Origin of the sequence: Sulfitobacter sp. M368, assembly GCF_025141875.1 — a bacterium.
GTDB lineage: Bacteria > Pseudomonadota > Alphaproteobacteria > Rhodobacterales > Rhodobacteraceae > Sulfitobacter > Sulfitobacter mediterraneus_A.
Map to the genome: position 1 here is coordinate 1,132,963 of NZ_CP081113.1, position 25,678 is coordinate 1,158,640.

Genomic DNA, 25,678 nt, shown 5'->3' on the forward strand with positions numbered 1-25,678 from the left:
CGCCTCACTTGGGGTGTTGTTCGTGGACCAACATCAACTGCGCGATGGCCCCTTCGATGCATTGTGCCCCGCGTTCTGCGCGGGCCGACAACAAGGACGCCCCGACCGCCGCGGGAATAGCGACCAGCAATCCGGCGGCTGTGGTCAGAAGTGCCTGCCAGATACCGCCCGCCAAAACAGAAGCATTTGCCGCACCCTGTGCCAGCTCCAATTCCTGAAAGGACTGGATCATGCCCAGAACAGTCCCCAGCAGACCTATCAGCGGCGAAATCATCGCGATCAATTCCAGAAACTGGATCTGTTTGTTCATCTGCGCGAATTCCTCGTTGCCGCGGCGGGTGAGCTCCGTCATCAAGGGGGGGCCGGAATAGCCATCTTTCAGCGCTTGCATGGCGTAGCTTAGAACCCGATCTGCGGGTGCCTTTCCTGCGCCGCTTTGTGTGGCGGCGGATGTGGTGTCGCCCTTGGCATATGCCTCAATCGCAGCCGTGCGCAGGTCCGACCCAGAGGTCACCGACCAAAGTTGCAGCGTCTTGACGGCAATCACCGTGAGGGAAAACACCGACAACACGATCAGCACTGCAATGATGGGACCGCCAGTTCCGATGCTCTCAAACAAGCCAAACATCGGTTATTTGACCAACTTTGTTGTGGTCTTGCTGTTCAGCTTTAGAAAGGAGAAACAATCCGCCTCAGGCTCATTCTGGGGTTTGCAGGTCGTGATGTCGTGCAGCAGGATCTCCGAGATGTCTGTGCAGGCAATCTGTGGGATCGCAAAAAGTTTCAACGTGGTGCGTTCAATCGGCAGGGGGGCGGCGTCGATGGACAAAAGCCGGTCAATCACACCTTGGGAATCAAGAATGGCCAGGCTCATCTCAAAGCCTTCAAAGCTTTTGCCGACCTCGTTGCGAAACAAAAAGAACGCTTGGCATCCGCCGGTTTCACCCGGTTCGAACTTGTTCAATTCCACGGTGAGATCGCCGCTTTCGGCGCATGCGCCGGTCGCCATCAATCCCATGATCGCACCTGCGGCGATTGTCGAAATTCGTTTCACATCTTTCCCCCAAAAATAGTGACCGCGTCGCCGTGAACTGATCGAATGTTGCGCAATGTCAGGCGTGCCCGGCATTGTGTTTCTGTCCTGATCGGGCCGATATTTCGCTTTGGCTGCGCGATAATTCGCCCAAGAATTGGGCCGCTTACACAATGGGGCAAAGTGAACGACAAGTTTGCATTTTGGTCAAGGCCGGTTCAAGAATGAGGTCCACGCGCATCCGCGATCGCACCAATTAGGGGTGCGGTGATGCGACCTGAGTTCAATTTACAGTCTTTGAAAGGACCAATGTGATGCACGAGCAAAGCGGCGGCCCTGACAGCTATTTCAAGCAACTTGGCGGGTTTGACGGGCGCCTGAAAGGGATCATTCAAAAGCTCGAGGCAGAGCTTGCGAAACCATCCCGCCGGAACGCACGGCAGGTGGATTTCCTGTGTACAGAGATTGACCGTCTGACCCGCGAGTACCTGCTTTTTCTGACGGCAATGAACACCGCGCGGATTGCACAAGAGGCCGCGGCAAGCACCCCAGACGAGGCGATGGACATCAAACGCGCTTGGGGCGTTGTGGGTGCCCGAACCAATCTGTTTCGTCTCGAGATCAACAGATGGGCCACCATACGGGGGCTGGTTCAGGAACAGCGCCAGACCAGACGACTGCCGCTTTATCCGCCACAGGCCAAGCTGGCGAAAACGACTTATACACAGATGGGCGCGAGCGATGATGTGTTCCATTGGTTGCATGCGATGTTGAACCCGTCAGAGCAAAGCGATGCCGCCCGTGATCACGCGTGTTTCCCAGATATTGCGCTGTCCAACAGTGAGTTTCACGAGCATTTGCATGCCGCTTATCGGGTGATCCTTGCGCAACGCCGGAATGAACCTGTGCGGTTCTTGGATGTCGGCTGTGGTGGTGGGCTCAAGGTCCTGACCGCCTTTCGCTATTTCCCGGAAACCCACGGGTTTGATTTTGATCCCGCCTATGTGGACGCCGCCAATCATCTGCTTTCCAAGGATGATGGTCTCAATTGCCAGGTGTTTGAACAAGACGCGCTGACCTTTGAGGGGTACGGGAACTACGATGTTATCTATTTCTACCGCCCAATCAGCGAAGAAACCCTTCTGATCGAGATGGAGCAAGCGATTGCCACACAGGCGCGTCCCGGCACGGTATTGGTTGCACCATACGTCAGTTTTCCGGCCCGCCATGAGGCGCTGGGCTGCGGCCATATTGGCGGTGCTGTCTATGTCGCGGGGTTGTCACAAAAGCAGGCCAACAGCCTTCGGATCAAGGCAGAGAAAATGGGCCCCTATATCGTGAAACCGGATGATGCGCTGCTGTCTTCGGTTTGGGACCCGCTGTTGGTGGTGTCACGTGCCAACGGGTTTGATATTCCAGACCGCTACAAGAAACCGCGATACTAGGGCCCTGACCCTAAGGCACGATGCAAACTGAGGTCCCCGCGATAGGTGCGGGGTTTGGCGAAGCCTGCGATGCGGGCCAACTGTGCCGTATCAACGGGGAATTTCCGACAGGCCTCTTTGCTAAATCCCGCTCAACCAATTCTAGACCTAGCTTTTCTCGCAGGAGTTGGTACCATAATTTCTTTACGGTCTGCTTTGTTCCTCGTTCTTTTGGTGTCCTCTGTAATTAAGGTTTTGTGCTTTGTCTGACTTGATGAAGATCCATGGCGATGAAACGCCAAGCGGTGAAAATTTGGAGTATGATCCGGCCTTCACAGCGATGGAGCTTGAAGCGCAGCCGGAAGAAGAGCGCCAGGCGGGCAGCGAAATTGTTGCGGGCAGTGATCCGGACTACAAAGCGCTGGCGCAAAAGGCGCGGGAAGTGCTGGACCGCAGCCACGAGATCCGCGCGGCGATCTATCTGGCCGACAGCGAGCTACGGATTAACGGGCTGGAAGGGTTTGCCGAGGTCACAAGATTTATACGTTTCTGCCTTGAGGAGCATTGGGACACCTGCCATCCGGAACTGGATGCGGATGATGACAATGATCCAACCATGCGGATCAATGCGGTTACCAACCTCGCGGGCCGGGCGACTGTGCTGCGGTCTTTGCGTCGCTGGGCACCTTTGACCAACAGCCGGGCGTTTGGGCAGGTCACATTGCGCGACATTGAGGTGTCGAACGGCGATACCCCGCCAGCGGATGATGAGACACCGATGCCGATGTCGGATGTGCAGGCGGCCTTTAAGGATACGCCATCAGAACAACTGATGGCCTACTATGAAGCTGCAAGATCAGCCTTTGAAGATGTGAACGCCATTGATGCGGTGTTCCTTGAGAAAACACCTGGCTTTGGTCCATCACTTGACCCGCTGCAAAAGATGTTGGGCGATATTGTCGGCATTCTGGCCAAAGAAACCGGCGCAGATACACCCGCCACCGAGGGCAGCGATGCCGAAACCGATGCGGGAACCGGCCAAGCGCCCCAAAGTGGCGGGGCAGGCGGCGCGGCGGTCAGTGCGCCGGGGCAGATTGCATCACCCGCCGATGTGGCCAGCGCCCTTGACAGCATCATTGCGTATTATAAGCGAAACGAACCCTCTAGCCCATTGCCTATTCTGCTCGCACGGGCGCGGCGGTTGATCGGGGCGGATTTCCTGACAATCGTGAATGATATCGCGCCCTTGGGCCTAGAGAATGTCAACCTCGTGGGAGGCATAGAAGAAGACTACAGCGAATAAGCCGCCTCTGATTTCCGGGGCGGGAAAGCCAATTAAAAACATCAAAAATGGGGGAGACGACAATGTCCAGCTCACAGAAATTCATCGCCAGAAACCGCGCCCCGAGGGTGCAAATCGAATATGACGTTGAGCTCTACGGTGCCGAGAAAAAAGTTCAGCTGCCATTTGTTATGGGGGTCATGTCTGATCTCGCGGGCAAGTCCGAAGTGGAACAGCCCGGCGTTGCGGATCGCAAGTTCCTGGAAATTGATGTCGATAACTTCGATGACCGGATGAAAGCGATGAAACCGCGCGTGGCGTTTTCCGTACCAAACACGCTGACCGGCGAAGGCAATCTGTCGGTCGATGTCAGCTTTGAAAGCATGGACGATTTTTCGCCCGGTGCCATTGCCCGCAAGGTTGAGCCGCTGCGCAAGTTGATGGAGGCGCGCAACGAGTTGTCGAATCTGATGACCTACATGGACGGCAAACCCGGTGCGGAAGAGCTGATTTCAAAAGCGATGAACGATCCTGCATTGCTCAAGTCGTTGGCGGCGCAAGCTGCTCCGGCTGACGATCAGGGCGACGCGAAAGACGAGGAGTAAACCATGGCCGAAGAAGCAACAGAAGTCGAAGGCGGCGCAGGCGCGGTTCAGACGGAAGAGTCTGATTTTTCCAGCCTGCTGCAGAAAGAGTTTCGCCCGCGCACGGAGACGGCCAAAACTGCCGTTGAAACTGCTGTCACCACATTGGCCCAGCAAGCCCTTGAGAACGCATCCCTTATTTCAGAGGATGTTCTGCTGTCGCTCGAAGCGATGGTGGCGGAAATTGATCGTAAGCTGTCAGAACAGATCAACCAGATCATCCACCATGAAGAATACCAAGAGCTGGAAAGCGCGTGGCGGGGTTTGCATTTCTTGGTGAACAACACCGAAACCGATGAGATGCTGAAGATCCGGGTGTTCAATATCTCAAAGAAAGAACTGCACAAGACAGTGCGCAAGTTCAAAGGCACGGCTTGGGATCAATCGCCGATCTTCAAAAAACTTTACGGCGAAGAATACGACCAAATCGGCGGCGAACCTTATGGCTGTCTGGTCGGGGACTATTACTTTGACCACACGCCGCCGGATGTGGAACTGCTTGGTGAAATGGCCAAGATCAGTGCCGCTGGTCACGCGCCATTCCTTGCTGCGGCAGCCCCATCCTTGATGCAGTTTGAAAACTGGGGTGAGCTCTCCAACCCGCGCGATCTGACCAAGATTTTCCAGACGCCGGAATATGCTGGTTGGCGCAGTCTGCGCGACAGCGAGGACAGCAAATATCTGGGTCTGGCGATGCCAAAGTTCTTGGGCCGTCAGCCTTATGGGGCCAAGTCGAACCCGGTGGAAGAATTCGCCTTTGAAGAGGAAACCGGCGACGGCGATTCATCCAAGTTTGCATGGGTCAACGCAGCCTATGGGATGGCGATGAACATCAACCGGTCCTTCAAGGAATATGGGTGGTGCAGCCGTATCCGCGGAGTTGAGTCGGGCGGCACAATCGAAGGTCTGCCAACCCATACCTTCCCGACAGATGACGGCGGCGTGGACATGAAATGCCCAACCGAAGTGACCATCGGTGACCGCCGCGAGGCCGAACTGGCCAAGGCGGGTCTGATGCCGCTTTTGCACCGTAAAAACACGGATGTGGCATCATTCATCGGGGCGCAATCGCTGCATAAACCGGCCGTATATGACGATCCGGATGCAACAGCGAATGCCAACCTTGCGGCACGTTTGCCCTATCTTTTCGCGACCTGCCGTTTTGCGCATTATCTAAAATGCATGGTTCGTGATAAGGTGGGTTCATTCAAAGAACGGGCTGAAATGGAGCGGTGGCTGAACGACTGGATTATGCAATACGTCGACGGCAACCCGGGCACATCGAGCGAAGACACCAAGGCGCGCAAGCCTCTTGCGGCGGCCGAGGTTGTTGTCGAGGCGGACGAGGAAAATCCGGGCTACTACCGCTCGCAATTCTATCTGCGCCCGCATTACCAATTGGAAGGCCTGTCCGTTTCACTGCGGCTTGTGTCGAAGTTGCCTTCTGAAAAACAGTAAGAAAATTGAGGTCGCTCCGGTTGTCGGTGCGACCCGCCAATTTTTTAAACGCGGAAGATCCGCTCTATCCATGAAAGGACGTTCGTAATGGCCGTCGACATGTTTCTCGATATCACGGGTGAAATTGAAGGTGAATCGCAGGATGCGAAACACAAGAACGAAATTGATGTTCTGGCTTGGTCATGGGGCATGAGCCAGTCCGGCAGCTTCCACGTTGGTGGTGGCGGCGGTTCCGGCAAGGCAAACTTCCAAGACATCTCGATCACAAAATGGGTGGATAAAGCATCCGCCATTCTGATGGTGTATTGCGCCAATGGTGATCACTTCGCTGAAGCCAAGCTGACGGTTCGCAAGGCCGGCAAAAAGCCGCTGGAATATATCATCATCTCCATGAAAGACGTTCTGATCACATCTGTGTCCACAGGTGGTTCGGGCGGAGAAGACAAGCTGACGGAGAATGTCACGCTGAACTTCCGGTCCTGCAAGGTTGAATATGTACCACAGAAGAAAGACGGCAGCGGCGATGCTGCGAAGACTTTCGAATGGAACATGGCCGAGAACGAACCAAAGTTCGGCTAAAGGGTGCGCCGCGACCTGGTCGCGGCGACCTTCCTTGCACATTTCTGACGGAGCGCACTTGTGGAAAATACCGCACAAGATCTTTTGAAATCCGGGGATTTGGCCGGCGCATTGGCTGCTTTGCAGAACGATGTCCGGTCGCGACCCGAAGATGCCAAATTGCGCATTTTTCTGTTTCAATTGCTTTGTGTGCAGGGGAACTGGGAACGGGCCATTGCGCAGCTTAAACTATGTGCGCAACTGGACGCTTCGGCCTTGCCGATGGCCCAAACCTACCGCGAGGCGATTATCTGTGAGGTATTCCGCGAGAAGGTATTCAAGGGCGAGAAAGACGCGCTGATTTTTGGGGAACCTCAGGATTGGCTGGCTTTGCTGGCACAGGCGCTTCGGGCGCTTGCAAAAGGTGATACCGCCCAAGCCGCACAGCTGCGCGAAGAGGCCTTTGACAAGGCACCTGCCGCCTCAGGCGAAATTGACGGGCAGGATTTTGAATGGATCGCGGACGCCGATATGCGGCTGGGCCCGGTATTGGAAATTGTCATTAACGGCAAGTACTTCTGGATGCCCTTTAATGTCCTTTCCAGTCTCCGGATCGAGGCGCCGGAGGATTTGCGTGATACCGTTTGGACGGCCGCCAATCTGACATTGAACAACGGCGGCGAATTGGTCGGGCTCATTCCGACCCGCTATGCCGGAACTGTGGCGACGGGCGAGGATGCGATGCTGTTGTCGCGAACCACGCAATGGGATGATCTGGGCGAAGGGTTGTTTGCCGGTCTGGGTCAGAGGCTTTTGGTGACTGATGCGGCGGAAATTCCGTTGATGGACGCGCGTAACATCCAGTTTGCTGCGCCGTCCGGTTCGGCGGCACCGGATGGGGACGAGGGGGATGGCTGATCGGACCCTTACAGAGCGCCTTCAACCGTCGATCCTGGATCGGCTCACCGACGAAGCACCGCACAAAAAGACCGAAACAGCATCGGAGCGGATGATCGATATCCGGCGTCTGCGCGAGATCATTCAGCGTGATCTGTCTTGGCTGCTGAACACCGGTAACATTGACAGCGAGATCGACGCCGATCTCTATCCCAATGTCTCGCAATCGGTCCTGAACTATGGTGTGCCGGACGCGACGGGCGATTACGCAAACCTGCGCCGTGCGGCCAATGTGCGCGATGCCATTCAAAAGGCTGTCGAACTTTTTGAGCCGCGTCTGATTGATGGATCCCTTAACGTGATCAGCCGGACCAAGGATGCCAAGCGCGAGCCGGTGATCACTTTTGATATCGTCGGCGATATGTGGGCCCAGCCCCTGCCGACCGAATTGTATCTGCGCAGCCAGTTTGACACCACAACCGGTCAGGTCACGCTAGAGCAGGGGGCATAACCCACGATGGATAGCCGCCTGCTGAGACATTACGAGACCGAGCTTGCCTTCCTGCGGGAGATGGGCGCGGAATTTGCAGATGCCTATCCCAAGATCGCTTCGCGCCTGGGCATGGACGGTCTCGAAATCCTAGATCCCTATGTTGAGCGATTGCTGGAAGGTACGGCGTTTCTGACGGCGCGTGTCCAGTTAGAGCTGGAGATGCAATATCCGGCCTTCACCAGCCATTTGCTTGACGTGGTGTTCCCACATTTTCTGGCACCGACACCCTCGATGATGGTGGCAGAGTTGCTTCCCGATCTGACCAATGCCGACCTCGCGCAGGGCTATGAGCTGCCCCGCGACACCACGTTGCGGTCCAAGACGGTCAGCGGTGCTCAAAAAGCCTGCCAGTTCCGCACGGCCCATGACTTGGATTTGTGGCCCATCACTGTGACAGAGGCGGAATATATCGACGGGCGCGGTGCGCTGGTTGCCGCGGGCGTTGCGCAAGACCCCGACGCCCGCGCCGCTGTCCGATTGCGGCTGACCCGGCATGGCGGATTGCCGATCAAGGAATTGCCGCTGGATCGGCTGACGTTCTTTCTGGGTGGACAGCTCAGCACCGGTTGGTCCTTGTTCGAAATGCTCTGCGCCAGCCCCGCAACTGTGGTGGCCAAATCGCCGAACCGGCGGGACGGCTGGACCCAAAGGTTGCAAAACCCGATCCGCCCACGCGGCCTGGACCGGGATGAGGCGTTGTTGCCCACGCCGCGCCCGTCCTTCGATGGCTACAGGTTGTTGCAGGAACATTTTGCGATGCCGGAACGCAATCTGTTTGTTGAGGTGTCGGGCCTGCAATCGGTGATCACGCGCTGCGATGAAGACAGTCTCGATCTTTATTTCCTGATGCGGGACAGCAAGCCGGAGATTGCGCCGAACATCACGCCGGATGCGCTGAAGCTGCATTGTGTGCCTGCGATCAATCTTTTCCCGAAACGATGTGACCGCGTGCCCGTGTCCGAGCGGTTTACAGAATATCACCTTGTCGCGGACCGAACCGCGCCCAAGGATTTCGAGGTTTTTTCAATTTCCAAGGTCACGGGTATCAGCAAAGAAGGCAAAGACGATCTGCCGCTGAAGGCGTTTTATTCCGCCGATGAGATGACCGCAGCGGCGGGTGGGGGCGGGGCGTATTACACCCACAAGCGCCATTTGCGCCAGCGCAGCGCGGCGGAAACCCTCAAGGGGATGCGCACCAATTACCTTGGGTCCGAGAGCTATCTGTCGATTGTGGATGCGCATGAAGCGCCCTATCCGGCCCATCTTGGCCAATTGGCAGTTGAGGCGATGGTGACCAACCGCGATCTGCCGATGCTGCTGCCCAATGGGGTTGATAACGTGTTTCACTTGCCCGAAGGCGGGCCGGTTACGACAATTCGAACGCCTGTCGGCCCAACCAAGCCCAAGCCCTGCATTGCCCAGGGGGATGCCGCCTGGCGGGCGGTCAGCCATCTGAGCCTGAATTACCTGTCAATCTCGGATGACACCGGGGCCGACGGCGGCGGCGCGGCGGCGCTTCGCGAACTCATTGGACTTTACGCGCCCATCGGCGACCGCGCGATGGAGCAACAACTTGAGGGGATCGTCGCAGTCAATACACGCCCGATTGTCCGGCGCATCCATGAGGGCACCTTGTCCACCGCAGTGCGCGGCCTGGAAATCACGCTGGAACTGGACGAAACCCTGTTCGAGGGTAGTTCGGTGCTGTCCCTCGCGGCGGTGTTGGAGCGGTTCTTTCAAAAATATGCGACCATCAACAGTTTTACCGAGATGGTCCTGAAAACCCAACAAAGAGGAGAGATCACAAGATGGTCACCAAGGAAGGGGACACATCGCGCGATCTGACCCACCTTGAACGTCTGATCCGTGATCCCGAAGCCCATCATATTTTCCACGCCATGCGCCTTCTTGATGCACAGGGGCAGGGCGGCCCGCGGTTCGGCCAGTCCCGGCGTCCGCGGCAGGATGGTGTGCGTTTTGGTCAGGAACCCTATCTTGGGTTTCCACCCTCAACGATCCAGGGCTTTGACAAACCTACCAAAGCGAGACCGTCAAAACTGCGAAACTTCTTTTTCGGTTTTTTTGGGCCACATGGCCCTTTGCCGCTGCACCTGACGGAATATGCCCGCAGCCGGAAGTTGAACTACAACGATCCTACCTTTGTGGCCTTTGCCGATATGCTGACGCACCGGCTGATGACCCTGCTGTATCGCGCTTGGGTGCAGGGCCAGCCGACAGCCGCCTTTGATCGCGGCGAGAACAGCGAAACCGAAAACAAGATCGCGGCGCTGGGTGGGTATCACGGCAAGAACCTGCGGAACCGGGACGCGATGCCTGAAATGGCGAAACGCCATTATGTCGGGTTGCTGGCCAATGGACCGCGCAATGCCGATGGGCTGGTCGCGATCCTCAACGGCTTCTTTGACGCGCCCGTGACATTGGAAGAATTTGTTGGCGAATGGCTGACGCTTGAGCCGTCCGATCATTGGATCCTTGGCGGGCCTGCAACACTGGGGCAGACCGCCTGTATCGGGGCGCGGGTTTGGTCGCAGTCGTCGAAGTTCCGTCTGCGGATTGGACCCCTGTCGATGGAGGATTATCAAAACCTGTTGCCCGGCTCCCCCGCGTTGGAACGGCTGCGGGCGATTGTGCGCAATTATATCGGAGATCAACTCGATTGGGATGTGAACCTTGTCCTGCACGGCAAAGATGTCCCGCAAGCGCAGTTGGGGGCCACGACCCAATTGGGGCTAACCAGCTGGATCGGTTCGGATCCGCATCCCGAGGAAGTTGCCGATTTGTATCTAGAACCCTTGGTCGCCCGGCCCGCTCATGAGGTGCAGGCGGCCTGAATTGAAACCTTAACCGCGCCACAGCGGAGGAGATTGCGATGACCGAAATCAGCCGTGTTGCCCTTTTTGGCAAGCTGAACAAGATTGGATATCAATCCATCGAAGGCGCGACCGTGTTTTGCAAGATGCGCGGCAACCCTTACGTCGAACTCATTCATTGGTTGGCGCAATTGGTGCAGATCGACAATTGCGATCTGGCAAAGGTGATGCAGCATTACGATCTGGACCCGGCCAAACTTTCGGCGGATATGACCCGCGCGTTGGATGCTCTTCCGCGCGGTGCCAGTTCAATTTCAGATCTTTCGGCGCATTTGCAAAGTGCGATGGAACGGGCCTGGGTTTACGGATCGCTGCTCTACAACTCCAATCAGGTTCGCACCGGGCATTTGATTCTGGGGCTGCTCAAGACGCCGGATCTGCGGCCAATTCTGATGAATATCTCGGGCGAATTTGCCAAGATCAAGGTGGATGACTTTTCCGACAACTTCGACGCCATCGTGGACGGTTCGATCGAAGACGCTTTGCGGCCGCAGGACGGCTCGCAAACCGGCGGCGGCGCAGTGCCGGGTGAGGCCTCCGGCGCTATGGCCCCCGGCGCGATGGGCAAGGAAGAGGCGTTGCAGCAGTTCTGCACCGATCTGACGGAACAGGCCCGCAACGGCGAGATTGATCCGATTGTTGGCCGTGATGAAGAAATCCGCCAGATCGTTGATGTGCTGATGCGCAGACGCCAGAACAATCCGATCCTGACCGGTGAGGCCGGTGTGGGCAAGACGGCGGTTGTTGAGGGCTTTGCACTGCGCATCGCGCGCGGCGACGTGCCGCCAGCATTGCGTGAGGCACGGTTGCTGACGCTCGATGTGGGGCTGCTGCAGGCTGGCGCCTCGATGAAGGGCGAATTCGAAAACCGTTTGCGTCAGGTCATTGACGAGGTTCAGGCCTCAACCGTGCCGATCATCATGTTTGTGGATGAAACCCACACCCTCGTGGGCGCGGGCGGCGCGGCGGGCACCGGGGATGCGGCGAACTTGCTCAAGCCCGCGCTGGCGCGAGGCACATTGCGTACCATTGGTGCGACCACCTGGGCCGAGTACAAAAAACATATTGAAAAAGATCCAGCCCTCACGCGCCGTTTCCAGGTGGTTCAGGTCGAAGAGCCGGATATCCCCAAGGCCATCATGATGATGCGCGGGATTGCCACGATGTTGGAAAGCCACCATCAGGTGCAAGTGCTGGACGAAGGCATCGAAGCGGCGGTGTCGCTGTCGGCGCGGTATATTCCGGCCCGCCAGTTGCCCGACAAATCGGTCAGCGTTCTGGACACGGCCTGCGCCCGTGTGGCCGTGAGCCAACATGCCGTACCTGCCGAGGTGGACGATAGCCGCAAGCGGATTGATGCTTTGACCACGGAACTAGAGATCATAGGCCGCGATGAGACCGCAGGCATGGATGTGGCCGGCCGGCGCGAGGCGATCACAGCCCTCAAAGCCGAGGAAGAGGCGCGTCTTGCCACGCTTGATGAACGCTGGGAGGCCGAGAAAGCTGTGGTCAGCGGCATTCTGGAGCTGCGCAGCAAATTGCGCGAAGGCGGCGCGCCGGTGGATACACCTGATGCCGACAGCGAAGACGCGGTTAAGCAAAGCCCGATGACAGCGGAGGAACGCGCCGATCTGTTGACGCAGCTCAAGGCCAAAAACGCCGAGCTTGAAGAACTGCAGGGCCAGACGCCACTGATCCTGCCCATCGTCGATGCCCATGCCGTGGCCAGCGTTGTGGGCGATTGGACAGGCATTCCCGTGGGACGCATGGTCAGCGATGAACTGGCAACTGTGCTGAACCTCGAAGAGCATCTGTCCAAAAGGGTGATCGGACAGGATCACGCGATGGAAATGATCGCCAAGCGTATCAAGACCAGCCGCGCCGAACTGGACAACCCGAACAAGCCCATCGGTGTCTTCTTGCTGGCAGGGACCAGCGGCGTCGGCAAAACCGAAACCGCGCTTGCCCTTGCCGAGGTGCTGTATGGCGGCGAACAGAACGTCATCACCATCAACATGTCCGAATATCAAGAATCCCATACCGTCAGCAGCCTGAAAGGTGCGCCTCCGGGTTATGTGGGTTACGGGGAGGGGGGCGTCTTGACCGAAGCGGTGCGGCGCAAACCCTATTCGGTTGTTCTTCTCGATGAGGTCGAAAAAGCGCATCCAGATGTGCACGAGCTGTTCTTTCAGGTTTTCGACAAAGGTGTGATGGAAGACGGCGAGGGACGGTCGATTGATTTCAGGAACACGCTGATCCTGCTGACGTCGAATGCGGGGTCCGATTTGATTATGGACATGTGCGCCGATCCTGACCTGATGCCGGAACCTGAAGGCATCGCAAAAGCACTGCGCGATCCATTGCTCAAGATTTTCCCGGCGGCGTTGCTGGGGCGGCTCGTCACGATACCCTATTATCCGTTGTCGCCTGATATGATCGGCAAGATCACAAGGCTGCAACTGGGCCGGATCGAGAAGCGGGTTTCAGAGGCACATGGGGTGCCGTTCACCTATACGGACGCCGTTGTTGATACGATCGTGTCACGTTGTCAGGAGCTGGAATCTGGCGGACGGATGATTGACGCCATCGTGACCAATTCGATGCTGCCGGACATCTCGTCTGAGTTTTTGCGCCGGATGATGGTCGGCGAGACAGTCAGCAAAGTGGCGATTGATGTAACAGATGGAGAGTTCAGCTACGGTTTTGACTGAGACTGCGGGCCGGGGTCAAAAGACTGCGGTCCGAGAGTTGGTCAGTGAACGCCGGTTGGGCTAGGCTCATCAGAGTCAGAGAGGGCAGAACATGCTAAAGAATCTTGATCCTGCCGGTTTTCCGCTACGGCTTGAAGGGGATGTCAAAGACAAAAAACTGCTGCCGCTGGTTGCGCAGGTGCGCGAAGGCGTCAGCACCATTTCCAGCGTCACAGTCGAGTTCTTCTGCGAGAACGCCAAACTGGCCCTGACAGATATTGTTGGCAAATCCATGCACCTTGTTGCGGCTGACGACAAAGACGCGCAAAAACGCTGGTTTCGCGGCACCTGCATCTCGGCCGAGTTTGTGGGAAAGGTGGAAGTCGGGGCACATTACCGCGCCGAGATCCGTCCATGGCTGTGGTTCCTGACGCGCCGGACCGATGTGCGAATCTATCAGAAAAAGACCGTTGTTGAAATCATTACGGAAGTGATTCAGGAGTACGGCTTTTCCGGTCACATCCAGAAAAAACTGAACGCCAGCTACCAACCGCGCGAATATTGCACCCAATACCGCGAGACCGACTTTGATTTCATCAGCCGCCTGATGGAGGAAGAGGGGATCTATTATTTCTTCCGGCACGAAGGGGACACCGAAAAGCTGGTTCTCGCAGATGCGCCCAGTGCGCATGAACCCATCGCCAAACCGTCGAAGCTTTTGTTCATGCCGCAGACCATTAAATCCACAATCGAAGTGACCGATCCGGTGGTCTTCGAATGGAACAACGCCGAACAGGTTCGCAGCGGCAAGGTGACGCTGGAGGACTATGATTTCGAGAACACCACCGCCGATTTGACGACCGAAAGCACGAAATCGGGCGTAGCCTACATCGATCAGGAACACGAACGCTATGACTACCCCGGCCACTATCGCAAGGCGCCTTTGGGCGAGGAGTTTGCCAAGGTCCGCATGGAAAGCGAAGGTGTGCAGCACAAGACGGTTGTGGGGCTGTCGGACGCGGTGATGATGGGGGTCGGTCAGACATTTACCTTGGATAAATCGCCCCGCCCGGATGATCCGACGGATGTGATGGTGCTGGAATGCGAACACCAGTTTTTGCAGGTTCAGGCGCTGGGCGATGCGGTGCTGGGCAATCTGTTCAAGACGCTGGGCGTTGATGACCCCCAGGCCGACCACAACGACGCGCATTTGGTGCGCTTCAAGGCGATTGCCAGCGATGCGCAGTATCGCAGCCCTCAAATCACCCCATGGCCAAATATCGGCGGCATCCATACCGCAGTTGTCACCGGTCCCGCCGGAGAGGAAATCTGGACTGATAAATTTGGCCGGATCAAGATCCAGTTTCACTGGGACCGGGACGGCGAGAACGATGACAAGTCTTCCTGCTGGGTGCGCACGATGATGCCATGGACCGGCAAACGTTGGGGCGCGATTGCGATCCCGCGCATCGGCCAAGAGGTGGTGATCCAGTTTGAAGAGGGCGATCCGGACCGGCCCTTGTGCATTGGCATGCTGTACAATGACAAGACCATGCCGCCCTACAGCTTGCCGGACAACAAGACCCAATCAGGCGTGAAGACCAACAGCTCTCTCAAGGGGGGCGGGTTCAACGAACTGATGTTTGAGGACAAGAAAGACGATGAACTGGTCCGGTTCCAGTCGGAAAAAGACTATGAGCAGATCGTCAAGAACAATGCATCGGTCAAGATCGGCCTTGAGAAAAAGGACGACGGCAATCTCGATGTTGTGGTGCACAACGATGTGAACGAGACCATCAACGAAGGCAACTATACTGAAAAGGTCAAAAAGGGCGATCACAAGACCACGCTGGACAAGGGCGATCATGAAACTTTGCTCAAGATGGGCGACATGAAGGTCGATGTGAAATCGGGCAAGATTGTCGTCACGGCGATGAAATCCATCGAGTTCAAGGTGGGCGGTTCCTCGATCAAGATGGATCCCAAATCGATCACAGTGAAAAGTCCGACCGTCACCGTGCAGGCCGATATCAAGGCCGATGTGACCAGCCCGCTGACAACGGTCAAAGCCGATACGATGCTCACGCTTAAGGGCGGTGTGGTCTTTATCAACTAGGATGCAGTGCATTGGATAAACGTTTCGAAAACCTGACAAAATTGCCATCGGAGCCTGCGGCAAAGATGTTGGCAGAACAAAACGCAAAGCTGGGAACCCAGTTGTCCGCGCCCGCCAGTGCGCCGATTGGCGTGGTGCTCGAAGAGTTGGACGCCAAGGATGCGCCGATAGATATTCTGCGTCTGATGTCTGTTGTTTTGCCTGCGCGTGAACGGGTCTGGTGGGCCTGTCTTGCGGCGCGTGATATTGTCGGGGCGGGCGCGGCAAATGCCACACCGTCGCTGGCCGCCGCCGAGGCATGGGTTTTTCAGCCCACCGATGAAAACCGCGAGGCGGCGATTGCAAGTCTGGACTATGCGCCGGTGCAGGATGACACTGTCAATTGCGCCCTGAGCGTGATGTATGCGGACGGAACATTGGGGCCGGGCGAAATGGCGCAATATCCCGGTCCGGCGGGTGGATCATCCGTGGCGGCCTTTGCTATGAATATTGAGGCGCTTGGCAAGAAGATGGATCAGTTCGACAGCTATACACAGCTCTTGGTGGACCGTGCGTTGGACATTGCCAAAGGCGGGAACGGTGTCTTTGACGCCTCAGAAACGAAACAAGAAGGATAAGATCATGGGTATGCCACAAGCCAGAATGACCGATCTGCACGCCTGTGCCTTGCCGACCACGCCGCCACCACCGGTTTTGCCCGTGCCGATCCCGATTGCGCCGCCCTGCCTGCCAACCGTGATGATTGGCAAGCTGCCTGCGGCGCGGGTCACCGACATGACAATGGCCGTGCCGCCGCATCCGATCGTCAAAGGGTCCGGCACGGTGTTGATCGGCAAATTGTTGGCCGCGCGGATCGGTGACAACTGCGCCTGTGGCGGTCCAATTGCACTGGGCGAATTTACCGTGCTGGTGGGGGGCTGATTTTCCACGATGACGGTAACGCTTAAATTTCAATCCTCGGGCATGGTGCCCGGCAACGGCCAACCTGTCACGATGCGTGGCGGAAGCCTGACCGTCGGGCGCGGCCCCGCCAATGATCTGGTTTTACCCGATCCGGACAGGATGTTGTCCAAGAACCATTTTGTCCTAGAAGAACATAACGGGCGGTACGTCATTGTAGATTTATCCACCAATGGCACCTTTCTGAACTATTCCAAGGTGCCCTTGGGCCGGACGCCCAAGCCCCTGAACAGCGGTGATGTTTTGTCGGCTGGCGGTTATGAGCTGGTGGTTGAGATTGGCGCGGAATTGCCTGATCTGATGGATATTCCCGCCCCCACAGCCTCGGCGTTTCCGGGCAATGCGGATACGTCCTCCGATCCCCTGGCGGTACTGGACGATCCCAGCATCGAAGGCGATTTTCTGGATGACCTTCTGGGTGCAGAGGGCGGTCCAAAAGGGCCGACCCAGATTGACACATCTGATCCCATTGATGAGCTGCTCTTGCCGATGGGTGACGAAGAAGATCCGTTCTTCAAACACCCCGAGGACGGCACCGAAGGCAGCGGTGCATCGCTGGAGATGCACAGCCCCTCGACCAATGACAGTTTCAAACCGGGCGCGGCGTTTGATACCTCGCTGATCCCGGATGATTGGGACAATTTGCTGGAACCTGACAATGCGGCCCCGACGAAAACGCCAGAGACCGTGGTGCCGAAGCCAGAAGTGGCCCAAGCGTCTGTCCCGCCAGCGTCTGCACCCGTTGCACAGCCTGCGCCCGCACCAGTTGCCGCCGCACCTCAATCCGGTGGCGGTGATCAAACGGCGGCTAAACGCTTTATCGAGGCACTGGATTGTGAGGATCTGGCGGTCGCCGATGCGGATCTGGATCAAACCATGGCCCGTCTGGGCCGTGTGATGCGCACAATGATCATTGGCCTGCGCGAAATCCTGATGACGCGGACGTCGATCAAATCCGAGTTCCGCATTGATCAAACGATGATCAGCGCCGGTGGAAATAACCCGCTAAAGTTCTCCCTGAGCGAAGATCACGCCATTGAGGCCTTGGTCAAACCCAAGTCCAAAGGCTACCTTTCCCCTGAAAGCGCGACCGAAGAGGCGCTGGATGACATCAAAGCCCACGAGGTTGCGATGGTCACGGGCATGCAGGCGGCCATCAAAGGGGTTCTGAGCAAGCTTGACCCACAGGAACTGGCGGGCCAGATTGAAACCTCGGGTGCCTTTGGCAGTATGTTCAAAGGCAAGAAAGCCCGTTACTGGGAAGTATACGAAAAAATGTATTCTCAGATATCCGACCAGGCTGAGAACGATTTCCATGAGTTGTTCAGCCGGGAATTTGCTCGGGCTTACAAAGAGCAGCTCGATAAACTGAAATAGTGCTATTTTGCGCAACAAACGGGAGGCCGGCGATTGTCCTGGGACAACAAAGTGCTTTGGACCGAGGGGCTGTTTTTGCAACCCCATCATTTCCAGCAGGCTGATCGATATACTGAATCGCTGATTGCAGGTATCGCGCGTCGAACGCTGCCCTATTCATGGGGCTTTTCATCGCTAGAAATCGACGAGGAGGCGCTGAAGGTTGGTAAGTTCAGCCTCAAGAACTGTTCCGGGCTGACGCAGGACGGCACGGTCTTTCGGGTACCGCAAGCCGAGGATCACCCGCCGTCGCTGGAGGTGCCTGAAAACATCAAGGATTGCGTCGTTCTTTTGACAATCCCGCAACGCCGCCAAGGGGCCAGCGAGGTTGATATGACCGATGGAGGCCACTCCGCCAGCCGGTTGTTGCCCTCCGAGATTGAAGTTACCGATGCAGCAGGAGCTGGCAAAAAGCCTGTGACGATTGGTGTGGGCAAGCTGCGCCTGAAATTCGCGCTGGCGGTGGATGACCTGTCGGACATGCTGGCGATTCCCATTGCGCGGATCATTGAGGTGCGTCCCGACAAAGAGGTGTTGCTGGACCGGTCGTTTATTCCCAGTTGCCTGGATGTGCGTGCCGCCCCTGCTTTGGCTGGTTTTATCAGCGAGTTGGAAGGGCTGCTGTCGCACCGGATGCAGGCGCTTGCCGGGCGTTTGTCTGAAAGCGGGCCTGCGCGGGGCACGGCGGATATTTCCGATTTTCTGTTGTTGATGACGGTGAACAGGGCGCTGCCGGTGTTCCGGCATTTTGCGAACATCGAAAACCTGCATCCAGAGGCCGCCTATCGGGCCTGTGTGTCGCTGGCCGGTGAACTGGCCGCTTTTATGAGCGACAACAAAGAAGCGCCGCTGTTTCCGGCCTATCAGCATGATGATTTGCGCGGCACCTTCAACCCGGTGTTCCGTGCCTTGCGGCAATACCTGAGCGCGGTTCTGGAACAAACGGCGGTATCCATCGCTCTGGAAGAGCGTAAATACGGCATCAGTGTGGGCATCATTGCCGACCGCAAGCTGCTGTCCAACGCCGGTTTTGTTTTGGCGGTCAAAGCCGACGTGCCTGCCGAAGACATTCGCCGGCATTTTGCCGGACAATCCAAGATCGGTCCGGTTGAGGAAATCCGGCAGTTGGTCAACTCGGCACTTCCGGGGATCACCTTGCGGCCCTTGCCGATTGCCCCCCGCCAGGTCGCGTATCATGCGGGCACCGTTTATTTCGAGTTGGATGCAGAAAGCCCCTATTGGGGCAAGATGACCACCTCGGGGGGGATCGCCGTGCATGTGTCGGGACAATACCCCGGCCTAGAGATGGAACTTTGGGCGATCCGAAACAGCTAGGAGAGGTCTGCCGCGATGTCTGATGACGACCCGTTCGCCGAACCTGGCGATACCGACAAGACGGTGATTAAACCCAACCCCGGCGGGCGTCGGTCTGTGGGGCAATCGCAACCTGCGGCGCCAGCGCCCGCAGCTCCAGCGCCCACGCCGCAAGAACATAGCACTGCGCAGGAGGGCGGCCCGGAAGCTTTTGGCGTTCCCAACCCACAAGGCGGCCAGCGCAGCGCGGCGCAGACCCGAAAATCCCACAATGAACCAGAGCTTGTCCTGACGGGCATGAACACGCTGAACGCTTGCGCGGCGCCGCTTTTTGCTTTGGTCAGCCGTATCCAGAACCAGGCACAGCATATGGACGCGGAAAAGCTGCGCCAATCGGTTGTGTCCGAGGTGCGGGCCTTTGAAAATCGCGCCTTGCAGGCGGGGATTGCGGCCCAAACGGTGAAGGCCGCGCGCTATGCGCTATGCGCGACGATAGATGATATCGTGCTGAACACGCCTTGGGGCGGGCAATCCAACTGGGGTCTGCAATCCATGGTCGGCACGTTTCACCGCGAAACAGTCGGCGGCGATCGGTTCTATGATCTTCTGGCGCGGCTGCAAAAGGACGCTGGCAACAATCTGGAATTGTTGGAGTTTCTTTACATGTGTCTCTCGCTTGGCTTTGAGGGGCGCTTGCGGGTCGAACAGGGCGGGCCGGAAAAGCATCAGCGTATCCGGCTTGGGCTGGCGCAATTGATCCGGGCGCAGCGCGGGGATTTCGAAAGAGACCTCTCACCGCAATGGAAGGGTGTCGACAAACCCCATCGCGCTATGTCGGCGTGGAAACCAGTTTGGATCGCGCTTGCTGTCACAGGTATCTTGCTGATCGCCGAATTTGCCGGATTGAGCTATGTTCTGTCCAACCGGACCGAGAACTTGATCGGGCAATTGTCGGTGATTGACGCGGGTCCGGTGGCCGAGCTGGAACGCCGTGCGCCGCCACCACCGCCCATTCCGACCAAAGACATCCAGATCGAAAAGGTCGTGTCCTTTCTGGAGCCAGAGATCAACGAAGGGTTGGTCAAGGTCTTTGGCAAGGGCAACACATTGGTCATACGTATTGCTGGGTCTGGCATGTTCGGGTCTGGTTCTGACCGGCTGGTTGATGCCTTTGAAAAACCGATTGCACGGGTGGCCGAGGCGCTGCGCGACGAGCCCGGCAAGATCATCATTGTGGGGCATTCGGACAATGTTCCCATTCGGTCTTCGCGGTTTCCCTCGAACATGCATCTGTCGCTCGCGCGGGCCAAATCCGTGATGAAGTCCATGGCCGCGACCGTACAGAATACCGACCGCCTCAGCGCCGAAGGCCGCGCGGATGCCGAACCCATTGCCGACAACGGCACACGAGAAGGGCGGGCCACCAACCGCCGCATTGAAGTGATCCTCGTGCAGGAGAAAGACGCATGAAGTTTCTCCGCTTTTTCCAATCCATCCACTTTGTACTGGCGTTCTTTGCCGTCGTGCTGTCGTTGTGCATCTGGTATTTTGGTCCGCTCTTTGGCGGCGATGAAATCAGGCCACTTGGGTCTGTGCTGGTGCGTCTGGTCGTTGTTGCTGCTGTGTTGCTGGTGTTCGGGGGTATCTCGCTTGGGATTTTTCTAAAGCGGCGCAAACAAGAAACAGCAATGGTTGAAGAGATCGCCGAAAGCACCGATGCGGGCGATGACGTTGTTGGCGATGAAATTTCGGAGCTGCGGACCAAGCTGAAAACCGCGATGGCAGATTTGCGCAAGTCCAAGAACGGGCGGACGCATCTGAACGAATTGCCGTGGTACATCATGATTGGCCCGCCCGGCGCGGGCAAGACAACGGCGATCGTCAATTCCGGCATGCAATTTCCGCTGGCCGAAAAAATGGGCAAGGCGGCCATTGGCGGTGTGGGCGGCACGCGCAATTGCGACTGGTGGTTTGCCAATGATGCCGTGCTGATCGATACGGCGGGCCGCTATACAACTCAGGAAAGCGACGCCAAGGCGGACAATGCCGCTTGGCTTGGCTTTTTGCGGTTGCTCAAGAAATTCCGCAAACGCCAGCCGATCAACGGCGCGATCATTGCCATCAGCCTGAGCGATCTGGCTTTGCAGGATGAGATCACCCAAAAGGGCCATGCCAATGCGGTGCGCAAGCGTTTGGTTGAACTGCGCGAGACCCTCGCGGCGCGGTTCCCTGTTTATGTGCTGTTCACCAAGGCGGACCTGATCGCGGGTTTCATGGAATTCCATGACAGTTTGGGCAAGGAGGACCGCGAACAGGTCTGGGGCTTCACCTTTGAGCTGGATACAGCCAAGGGCGATGCCTCCCCCGTGGCCGGTTTTGATGAACAGTTTGCGGCGCTGTTGGAGCGGCTCAATTCGCAATCCCTTGAAAAAATGCAGGCCGAAACCGACCCGCAGCGCCGGTCGCTGATTGCAGGGTTTCCAAGTCAGGTTGCATCTATGCGCGGCGTCGCCCGCACCTTTTTGAACGAAGTCTTTCAGGAAAATCGTTATCAGCAGCGGCAAATGCTGCGCGGGGCCTATTTCACCTCCGGCACGCAGGAAGGCACGCCCATCGACCGTCTGATGCTCAGCATGGCGCGGACCTTCGGGATTGGCCGGCAGGCCATCGGCAGTGGGCAGGGCGCGGGGCGGTCCTATTTCCTGACCCGCCTGTTTGAACAGGTAATCTTTCCCGAGGCGGGTCTGGTGTCTGCCGATGCCAAGGTTGAACGCCGCTACAAGATCACAAAATGGGCTGCCATTGCCGCGACCGTATTGGTCGCGGTCGGCGTTGGGGCGCTTTTGGTGCGGTCCTTTCAGGGCAACAGTGCGCTGATCGCCGAGGCCAACGAAAATGTTGCGAATTATAGCGTTGTGGCGGCATCACTGCCCAGCAGTCCGATCGGCGATACCGATCTGGTGCCGGTGGTTGAGGCGCTGAATGTGCTGAAGATGCTTCCGGACAACCCTACTGTTGGGGCGCCCAAGCCGGAAACCAAGCTGACCTACGGTTTGTATCAAGGCGAGGTCATCGGATCGCAAGCGGCGCAGACCTATCGGCGGGCCTTGAACCAGCGGTTCTTGCCACGGCTCTTGCTGCGCCTTGAGGAACAGATCAGTGGCAATATGAACAACCCAGATCTGCTTTATGAGGCGTTGAAAATCTATCTGATGCTGGGTCTGCAAGGGCCAATGAACCAGGATCTGGTGCGTGAATGGATGGTGCTGGACTGGTCGCTAGCCTATCCCGGACCATCCCGTGATGCCTTTCGCGCCGATCTTGAGGCGCATCTTGAGGCACTGTTGACCCAGCCTATGCAGGAGATCGCACTAAACGGGCCATTGGTCGAACAAGTGCAGGGCTTGCTGTCTGAAATGCCTCTGGCACAGCGGGTCTATAACGGCATCATCAACAGCCCTGCCGCCGCCGAGCTGCCGAAATGGCGGATCACGGATGTCAGCGGCCCTGCGGTGTCGCGGGTATTTGTGCGGTCCTCCGGCAAGGCGTTGAACGAGGGTATCGAGGGCATCTTTACCCACGCGGGGTTCAACCGGGTATTCTTGGACGAAGCATTGGGGGTGGCCGCGCGTATCCAGCGCGAGAGCTGGGTTCTTGGCCCCCGCGGCGAGGCAGAGCAAACCGAACAGGCGCTGTCCGCGCTCAGCCGCGATGTGCTTGATCTTTACTACAACGATTACATCTCGCGCTACGATGCGATTCTGGGCGATGTGGACATCATCCCGCTTGAATCTCTCAGCCACGCGGTTGAGGTGACAAATGTCCTGTCTGGCCCGACTTCACCAATTGTCAATCTGCTTGAAGCAATAGCGGAAGAAACCAAGCTGGCTTCGGAGACAGGGGCAACCGGTGGATCTGGTGTTGCGGCCGACCTTGGTCAGGCAGCTGACAATGAGGTGCAGCGTTCAGTCAGTTACCGGACACGTATCTTGCTTGAGGCGCTGTCAAAATCCGCTGCCGCAACGGGCGCACCGCCCCCCAAGGCACCGGGCACCTATGTGGAAGAGCGGTTCGAATGGTTGCACCGCCTGACAGAAGCGCCGGAGCCGGGCCTGCCGTCGCAGCTGGGCGAATTGATGACCCTGCTGACAGAGCTGTATCAAGAGCTGAACAAGATGAGCTTCTCTGGCTCGTCCACGGGCGGTGAGGGTGGCATTGCAATCAAACGGTTCCTTGACGCCGCTGCCCGTGCGGATGGGCCGCTTGAACGTTGGGCGACACAAATCGCGTCCGGGTCGTCAGGCATCACTTCGGACAGCACCCGATCAGGGATCAATGCGCGGTGGCAGTCCAGCATTCTGCCTTTCTGCCAACAGGCGCTGACCGACCGTTATCCGTTCAACCAAAGAGCGCGGGCTGACGTGGCGATTGCGGATTTTCAGAAATTGTTCGGGCCAACCGGCCTGATTGACAGTTTCGTCAATGAAAACCTGCTCAAGTATATCGACACCCGCACACGGCCCTGGTCGTGGAAACGTGTAAATGACGTTGATCTGGGGATCAGCCCTGCGGTCCTCAAACAACTGCAATATGCCGCTGAAATCCGTGAGGCATTCTTTGCTGGCGGGGCCACACCGACGATCCAGTTCCAGATCATGCCGCAGGCGCTTGACCCCAAGGCCAAGTCTGTGGCGCTGGAAATTCACGGCAGTCAGGTAAACTTTTCCCATGGGGACAGGGCGCCTACACCGGTGGCGGTGGAATGGCCGGGCGGTGTTGGGCTGGCGCGGCTGGTGTTTGACCCGCAACCGCGCAACATCGAAAGCGTGCTGCAACGCGACGGCCCCTGGGCGTGGTTCCGTCTGTTGAATGCAGCGACGGTGCGGCGCACAAATGTGTCTGATCGCAAGCGGGTGATCTTTACGGTCGGGGGGCGCATCGCGATCTTCCAGCTGCAGTCCGGATCGGTGATCAACCCCTTTGCTTTGCCTGCCTTGTCGAAATTCAGCTGCCCAAAGACATTCTGATGGGGGCGGCTGGGTTCGGAGCCTATGGCAAAATTCCCAGCATCGGGGATTTTTTCCGCCTGGACCCTCCACCGGGTTTTGTTTCTGTCTGGGACAATTGGTTGCAGCGCTGTTTGGTATCGGGCACCCATACATACGGCGGCCAATGGGACGCGCTTTATATGTCGGTACCGATCTGGCGGTTTTGCCTTTCGCCGGGGCTGGCCGGGGCGGGCAAGATCATCGGTGTTCTGATGCCATCGGTGGATCGGGTCGGGCGGCGGTTTCCGCTGACATTGATGGCGCCGCTGATATCCGCCGCGCCTGTGTTGTCCGATCATTTCTCCAACGCGGATCTCTTTTCCCGGCTTGAAGATATAGCGCTGGCCTCCCTTGATGATGAAACCGGCCGGGACGGGCTGGAGGCTGCCTTGTCCACGTTAAACGGCCCAGTGGCTGGCGCGGCGGCAAAAGTGTCGCAAGGGGTGAGCCGGATGACAATGCAGCAGTCCGGATCGGAGGCCGATCTATTGGCAGCATTGGCAGGACGGTCAATGCCCGCCCATCTGACCGCGCCCAGCGTTTGGTCTGCGCAAATTGACGGGGATCAACGGATTTTGGTTTGCGAAGGTCTGCCAGAAGGCCCGAACATGCAGGCGCTGTTTGATTTCGACGCAGCGGTCTGGACGGAGGAGGCGACATGAGCGACATCACACAAGTGCGCTATAACGCGCGATCCCATGTCGGGCTCAAACGGGCCGTAAATGAAGATTCGCTTTTGGCCCTGCCAGAGCAGAAGATCTGGGTGGTGTCCGACGGCATGGGCGGCCATGCGGCAGGGGATTACGCCAGCCAATTGATCACCGGATTGATTGCCACAATCGACCCCGACCTGCCTGCCGCCGATACGATGCATGCCCTGCGCGGTGCAATCCAAAGCGCCCATGCGATGATCCTAGCCGAAGCCGAGACCCGGCAGGTTGAGGTGATCGGCGCAACGGTTGCCTGTCTGGTTCTGGCCAATTCCCACTTTGTCGGGATCTGGGCCGGTGACAGCCGCATCTACCGCTTTCGCGATGGGGAAATTCAGATGCTGACGGCAGATCATTCTATCGTTGCAACTTTGGTGCAATCTGGTCAGCTAACCTGGGACGAGGCCGAACAGCATCCGCAATCCAATGCCATCACCCGCGCGGTTGGGGTGGGCGAGGAGCTGGAGCTGGATAAAGTGCGCGGCGAAGTGGAGCCGGGCGACCGGTTCTTGCTATGCTCTGACGGGCTGACCAAATATGCGACCTTTGGGATGCTCGAAAAGGTTCTGGCGCAATCCCCGCTTGAGACGATCACGGACCGGTTGATCCAGATCGCATTGGATGGCGGCGGCGCGGACAACATCACCGTTATTGTCGTGGATGTCGATTAGGCCGGACCAGTAT

Annotated in this window: 21 protein-coding genes; 19 read left to right on the forward strand and 2 right to left on the reverse strand. The window is 57.5% G+C overall.

Annotated features, from left to right (window positions below; genetic code table 11):
- Nucleotides 1–4: 4 nt before the first annotated feature.
- Both K3754_RS05745 and K3754_RS05750 read right to left on the reverse strand, forming a co-directional pair.
- Complete coding sequence (locus K3754_RS05745; protein WP_203211932.1) at nt 5–628, reverse strand: MotA/TolQ/ExbB proton channel family protein; 624 nt, start codon at nt 626–628, stop codon at nt 5–7.
- Nucleotides 629–631: 3 nt separating this feature from the next.
- Nucleotides 632–1,054, reverse strand: coding sequence for a hypothetical protein (locus K3754_RS05750; protein WP_311201469.1), 423 nt, complete (start codon nt 1,052–1,054; stop codon nt 632–634).
- A 293-nt stretch (nt 1,055–1,347) separates the two neighbouring features.
- Between K3754_RS05750 and K3754_RS05755 the strand changes: the two genes are divergently transcribed.
- From K3754_RS05755 to K3754_RS05845, 19 genes are all read left to right on the forward strand, one after another.
- Nucleotides 1,348–2,478, forward strand: a complete 1,131-nt coding sequence (locus tag K3754_RS05755) for a bifunctional 2-polyprenyl-6-hydroxyphenol methylase/3-demethylubiquinol 3-O-methyltransferase UbiG (RefSeq protein ID WP_259941836.1) — start codon at nt 1,348–1,350, stop codon at nt 2,476–2,478.
- 241 nt (nt 2,479–2,719) lie between these two features.
- Complete coding sequence (gene tssA, locus K3754_RS05760) at nt 2,720–3,760, forward strand: type VI secretion system protein TssA (protein WP_259941838.1); 1,041 nt, start codon at nt 2,720–2,722, stop codon at nt 3,758–3,760.
- Nucleotides 3,761–3,807: 47 nt separating this feature from the next.
- Nucleotides 3,808–4,344 (forward strand): type VI secretion system contractile sheath small subunit, encoded by a 537-nt coding sequence (tssB, locus tag K3754_RS05765; protein WP_409202368.1) that lies wholly within the window; start codon nt 3,808–3,810, stop codon nt 4,342–4,344.
- Between the two features lie 3 nt (nt 4,345–4,347).
- Nucleotides 4,348–5,841, forward strand: a complete 1,494-nt coding sequence (gene tssC, locus K3754_RS05770) for a type VI secretion system contractile sheath large subunit (protein ID WP_259941841.1) — start codon at nt 4,348–4,350, stop codon at nt 5,839–5,841.
- 87 nt (nt 5,842–5,928) lie between these two features.
- A complete protein-coding gene (locus K3754_RS05775; RefSeq protein ID WP_203211928.1) occupies nt 5,929–6,420 on the forward strand; it encodes a type VI secretion system tube protein Hcp in 492 nt (163 codons plus the stop codon).
- 60 nt (nt 6,421–6,480) lie between these two features.
- The gene (locus K3754_RS05780; RefSeq protein WP_259941843.1) at nt 6,481–7,317 is read left to right on the forward strand and encodes a type VI secretion system accessory protein TagJ; all 837 of its coding nucleotides are present in this window, start codon (nt 6,481–6,483) and stop codon (nt 7,315–7,317) included.
- Nucleotides 7,310–7,807, forward strand: a complete 498-nt coding sequence (tssE, locus tag K3754_RS05785) for a type VI secretion system baseplate subunit TssE (RefSeq protein WP_203211926.1) — start codon at nt 7,310–7,312, stop codon at nt 7,805–7,807. The genes K3754_RS05780 and tssE overlap by 8 nt, the downstream gene beginning before the upstream one ends.
- A 6-nt stretch (nt 7,808–7,813) precedes the next feature.
- Nucleotides 7,814–9,694: a type VI secretion system baseplate subunit TssF gene (gene tssF, locus K3754_RS05790; protein WP_203211925.1), complete on the forward strand. Its 1,881-nt coding sequence runs from the start codon at nt 7,814–7,816 to the stop codon at nt 9,692–9,694.
- The gene (tssG, locus tag K3754_RS05795; protein WP_203211924.1) at nt 9,658–10,701 is read left to right on the forward strand and encodes a type VI secretion system baseplate subunit TssG; all 1,044 of its coding nucleotides are present in this window, start codon (nt 9,658–9,660) and stop codon (nt 10,699–10,701) included. Before tssF ends, tssG begins: the two co-directional genes overlap by 37 nt.
- A 38-nt stretch (nt 10,702–10,739) precedes the next feature.
- Entirely contained in the window at nt 10,740–13,451 is a 2,712-nt protein-coding gene (gene tssH, locus K3754_RS05800; protein WP_259941847.1) for a type VI secretion system ATPase TssH, read from the forward strand.
- A gap of 91 nt (nt 13,452–13,542) precedes the next feature.
- Complete coding sequence (locus tag K3754_RS05805) at nt 13,543–15,546, forward strand: type VI secretion system Vgr family protein (protein WP_259941849.1); 2,004 nt, start codon at nt 13,543–13,545, stop codon at nt 15,544–15,546.
- 65 nt (nt 15,547–15,611) lie between these two features.
- Nucleotides 15,612–16,163: a DUF6931 family protein gene (locus K3754_RS05810; RefSeq protein WP_238938215.1), complete on the forward strand. Its 552-nt coding sequence runs from the start codon at nt 15,612–15,614 to the stop codon at nt 16,161–16,163.
- Between the two features lie 4 nt (nt 16,164–16,167).
- Complete coding sequence (locus K3754_RS05815; protein WP_203211920.1) at nt 16,168–16,467, forward strand: PAAR domain-containing protein; 300 nt, start codon at nt 16,168–16,170, stop codon at nt 16,465–16,467.
- Between the two features lie 9 nt (nt 16,468–16,476).
- The gene (gene tagH, locus K3754_RS05820) at nt 16,477–17,883 is read left to right on the forward strand and encodes a type VI secretion system-associated FHA domain protein TagH (protein ID WP_259941854.1); all 1,407 of its coding nucleotides are present in this window, start codon (nt 16,477–16,479) and stop codon (nt 17,881–17,883) included.
- 33 nt (nt 17,884–17,916) lie between these two features.
- Nucleotides 17,917–19,257 carry a type VI secretion system baseplate subunit TssK gene (gene tssK, locus K3754_RS05825; protein ID WP_203211918.1) on the forward strand — a complete coding sequence of 447 codons (1,341 nt, stop codon included), beginning with the start codon at nt 17,917–17,919 and terminating at the stop codon, nt 19,255–19,257.
- Between the two features lie 15 nt (nt 19,258–19,272).
- Complete coding sequence (icmH, locus tag K3754_RS05830) at nt 19,273–20,706, forward strand: type IVB secretion system protein IcmH/DotU (protein ID WP_259941857.1); 1,434 nt, start codon at nt 19,273–19,275, stop codon at nt 20,704–20,706.
- A complete protein-coding gene (tssM, locus tag K3754_RS05835) occupies nt 20,703–24,263 on the forward strand; it encodes a type VI secretion system membrane subunit TssM (protein WP_259941859.1) in 3,561 nt (1,186 codons plus the stop codon). Before icmH ends, tssM begins: the two co-directional genes overlap by 4 nt.
- Nucleotides 24,263–24,946, forward strand: coding sequence for a type VI secretion system-associated protein TagF (gene tagF, locus K3754_RS05840; protein WP_259941861.1), 684 nt, complete (start codon nt 24,263–24,265; stop codon nt 24,944–24,946). Before tssM ends, tagF begins: the two co-directional genes overlap by 1 nt.
- Nucleotides 24,943–25,665: a PP2C family serine/threonine-protein phosphatase gene (locus K3754_RS05845; protein WP_203211914.1), complete on the forward strand. Its 723-nt coding sequence runs from the start codon at nt 24,943–24,945 to the stop codon at nt 25,663–25,665. Before tagF ends, K3754_RS05845 begins: the two co-directional genes overlap by 4 nt.
- Nucleotides 25,666–25,678 lie beyond the last annotated feature (13 nt).

What these genes read in the sequence shown, in the direction of transcription:
- K3754_RS05745 (WP_203211932.1), bottom strand. Translation starts at nt 628, where the DNA reads ATGTTTGGCTTGTTTGAGAGCATCGGAACTGGCGGTCCCATCATTGCA.
- K3754_RS05755 (WP_259941836.1), top strand. Translation starts at nt 1,348, where the DNA reads ATGCACGAGCAAAGCGGCGGCCCTGACAGCTATTTCAAGCAACTTGGC.
- tssB (WP_409202368.1), top strand. Translation starts at nt 3,808, where the DNA reads ATGGGGGAGACGACAATGTCCAGCTCACAGAAATTCATCGCCAGAAAC.
- tssC (WP_259941841.1), top strand. Translation starts at nt 4,348, where the DNA reads ATGGCCGAAGAAGCAACAGAAGTCGAAGGCGGCGCAGGCGCGGTTCAG.
- K3754_RS05775 (WP_203211928.1), top strand. Translation starts at nt 5,929, where the DNA reads ATGGCCGTCGACATGTTTCTCGATATCACGGGTGAAATTGAAGGTGAA.
- tssE (WP_203211926.1), top strand. Translation starts at nt 7,310, where the DNA reads ATGGCTGATCGGACCCTTACAGAGCGCCTTCAACCGTCGATCCTGGAT.
- tssF (WP_203211925.1), top strand. Translation starts at nt 7,814, where the DNA reads ATGGATAGCCGCCTGCTGAGACATTACGAGACCGAGCTTGCCTTCCTG.
- tssG (WP_203211924.1), top strand. Translation starts at nt 9,658, where the DNA reads ATGGTCACCAAGGAAGGGGACACATCGCGCGATCTGACCCACCTTGAA.
- tssH (WP_259941847.1), top strand. Translation starts at nt 10,740, where the DNA reads ATGACCGAAATCAGCCGTGTTGCCCTTTTTGGCAAGCTGAACAAGATT.
- K3754_RS05805 (WP_259941849.1), top strand. Translation starts at nt 13,543, where the DNA reads ATGCTAAAGAATCTTGATCCTGCCGGTTTTCCGCTACGGCTTGAAGGG.
- K3754_RS05810 (WP_238938215.1), top strand. Translation starts at nt 15,612, where the DNA reads ATGTTGGCAGAACAAAACGCAAAGCTGGGAACCCAGTTGTCCGCGCCC.
- K3754_RS05815 (WP_203211920.1), top strand. Translation starts at nt 16,168, where the DNA reads ATGGGTATGCCACAAGCCAGAATGACCGATCTGCACGCCTGTGCCTTG.
- tagH (WP_259941854.1), top strand. Translation starts at nt 16,477, where the DNA reads ATGACGGTAACGCTTAAATTTCAATCCTCGGGCATGGTGCCCGGCAAC.
- icmH (WP_259941857.1), top strand. Translation starts at nt 19,273, where the DNA reads ATGTCTGATGACGACCCGTTCGCCGAACCTGGCGATACCGACAAGACG.
- tssM (WP_259941859.1), top strand. Translation starts at nt 20,703, where the DNA reads ATGAAGTTTCTCCGCTTTTTCCAATCCATCCACTTTGTACTGGCGTTC.
- tagF (WP_259941861.1), top strand. Translation starts at nt 24,263, where the DNA reads ATGGGGGCGGCTGGGTTCGGAGCCTATGGCAAAATTCCCAGCATCGGG.
- K3754_RS05845 (WP_203211914.1), top strand. Translation starts at nt 24,943, where the DNA reads ATGAGCGACATCACACAAGTGCGCTATAACGCGCGATCCCATGTCGGG.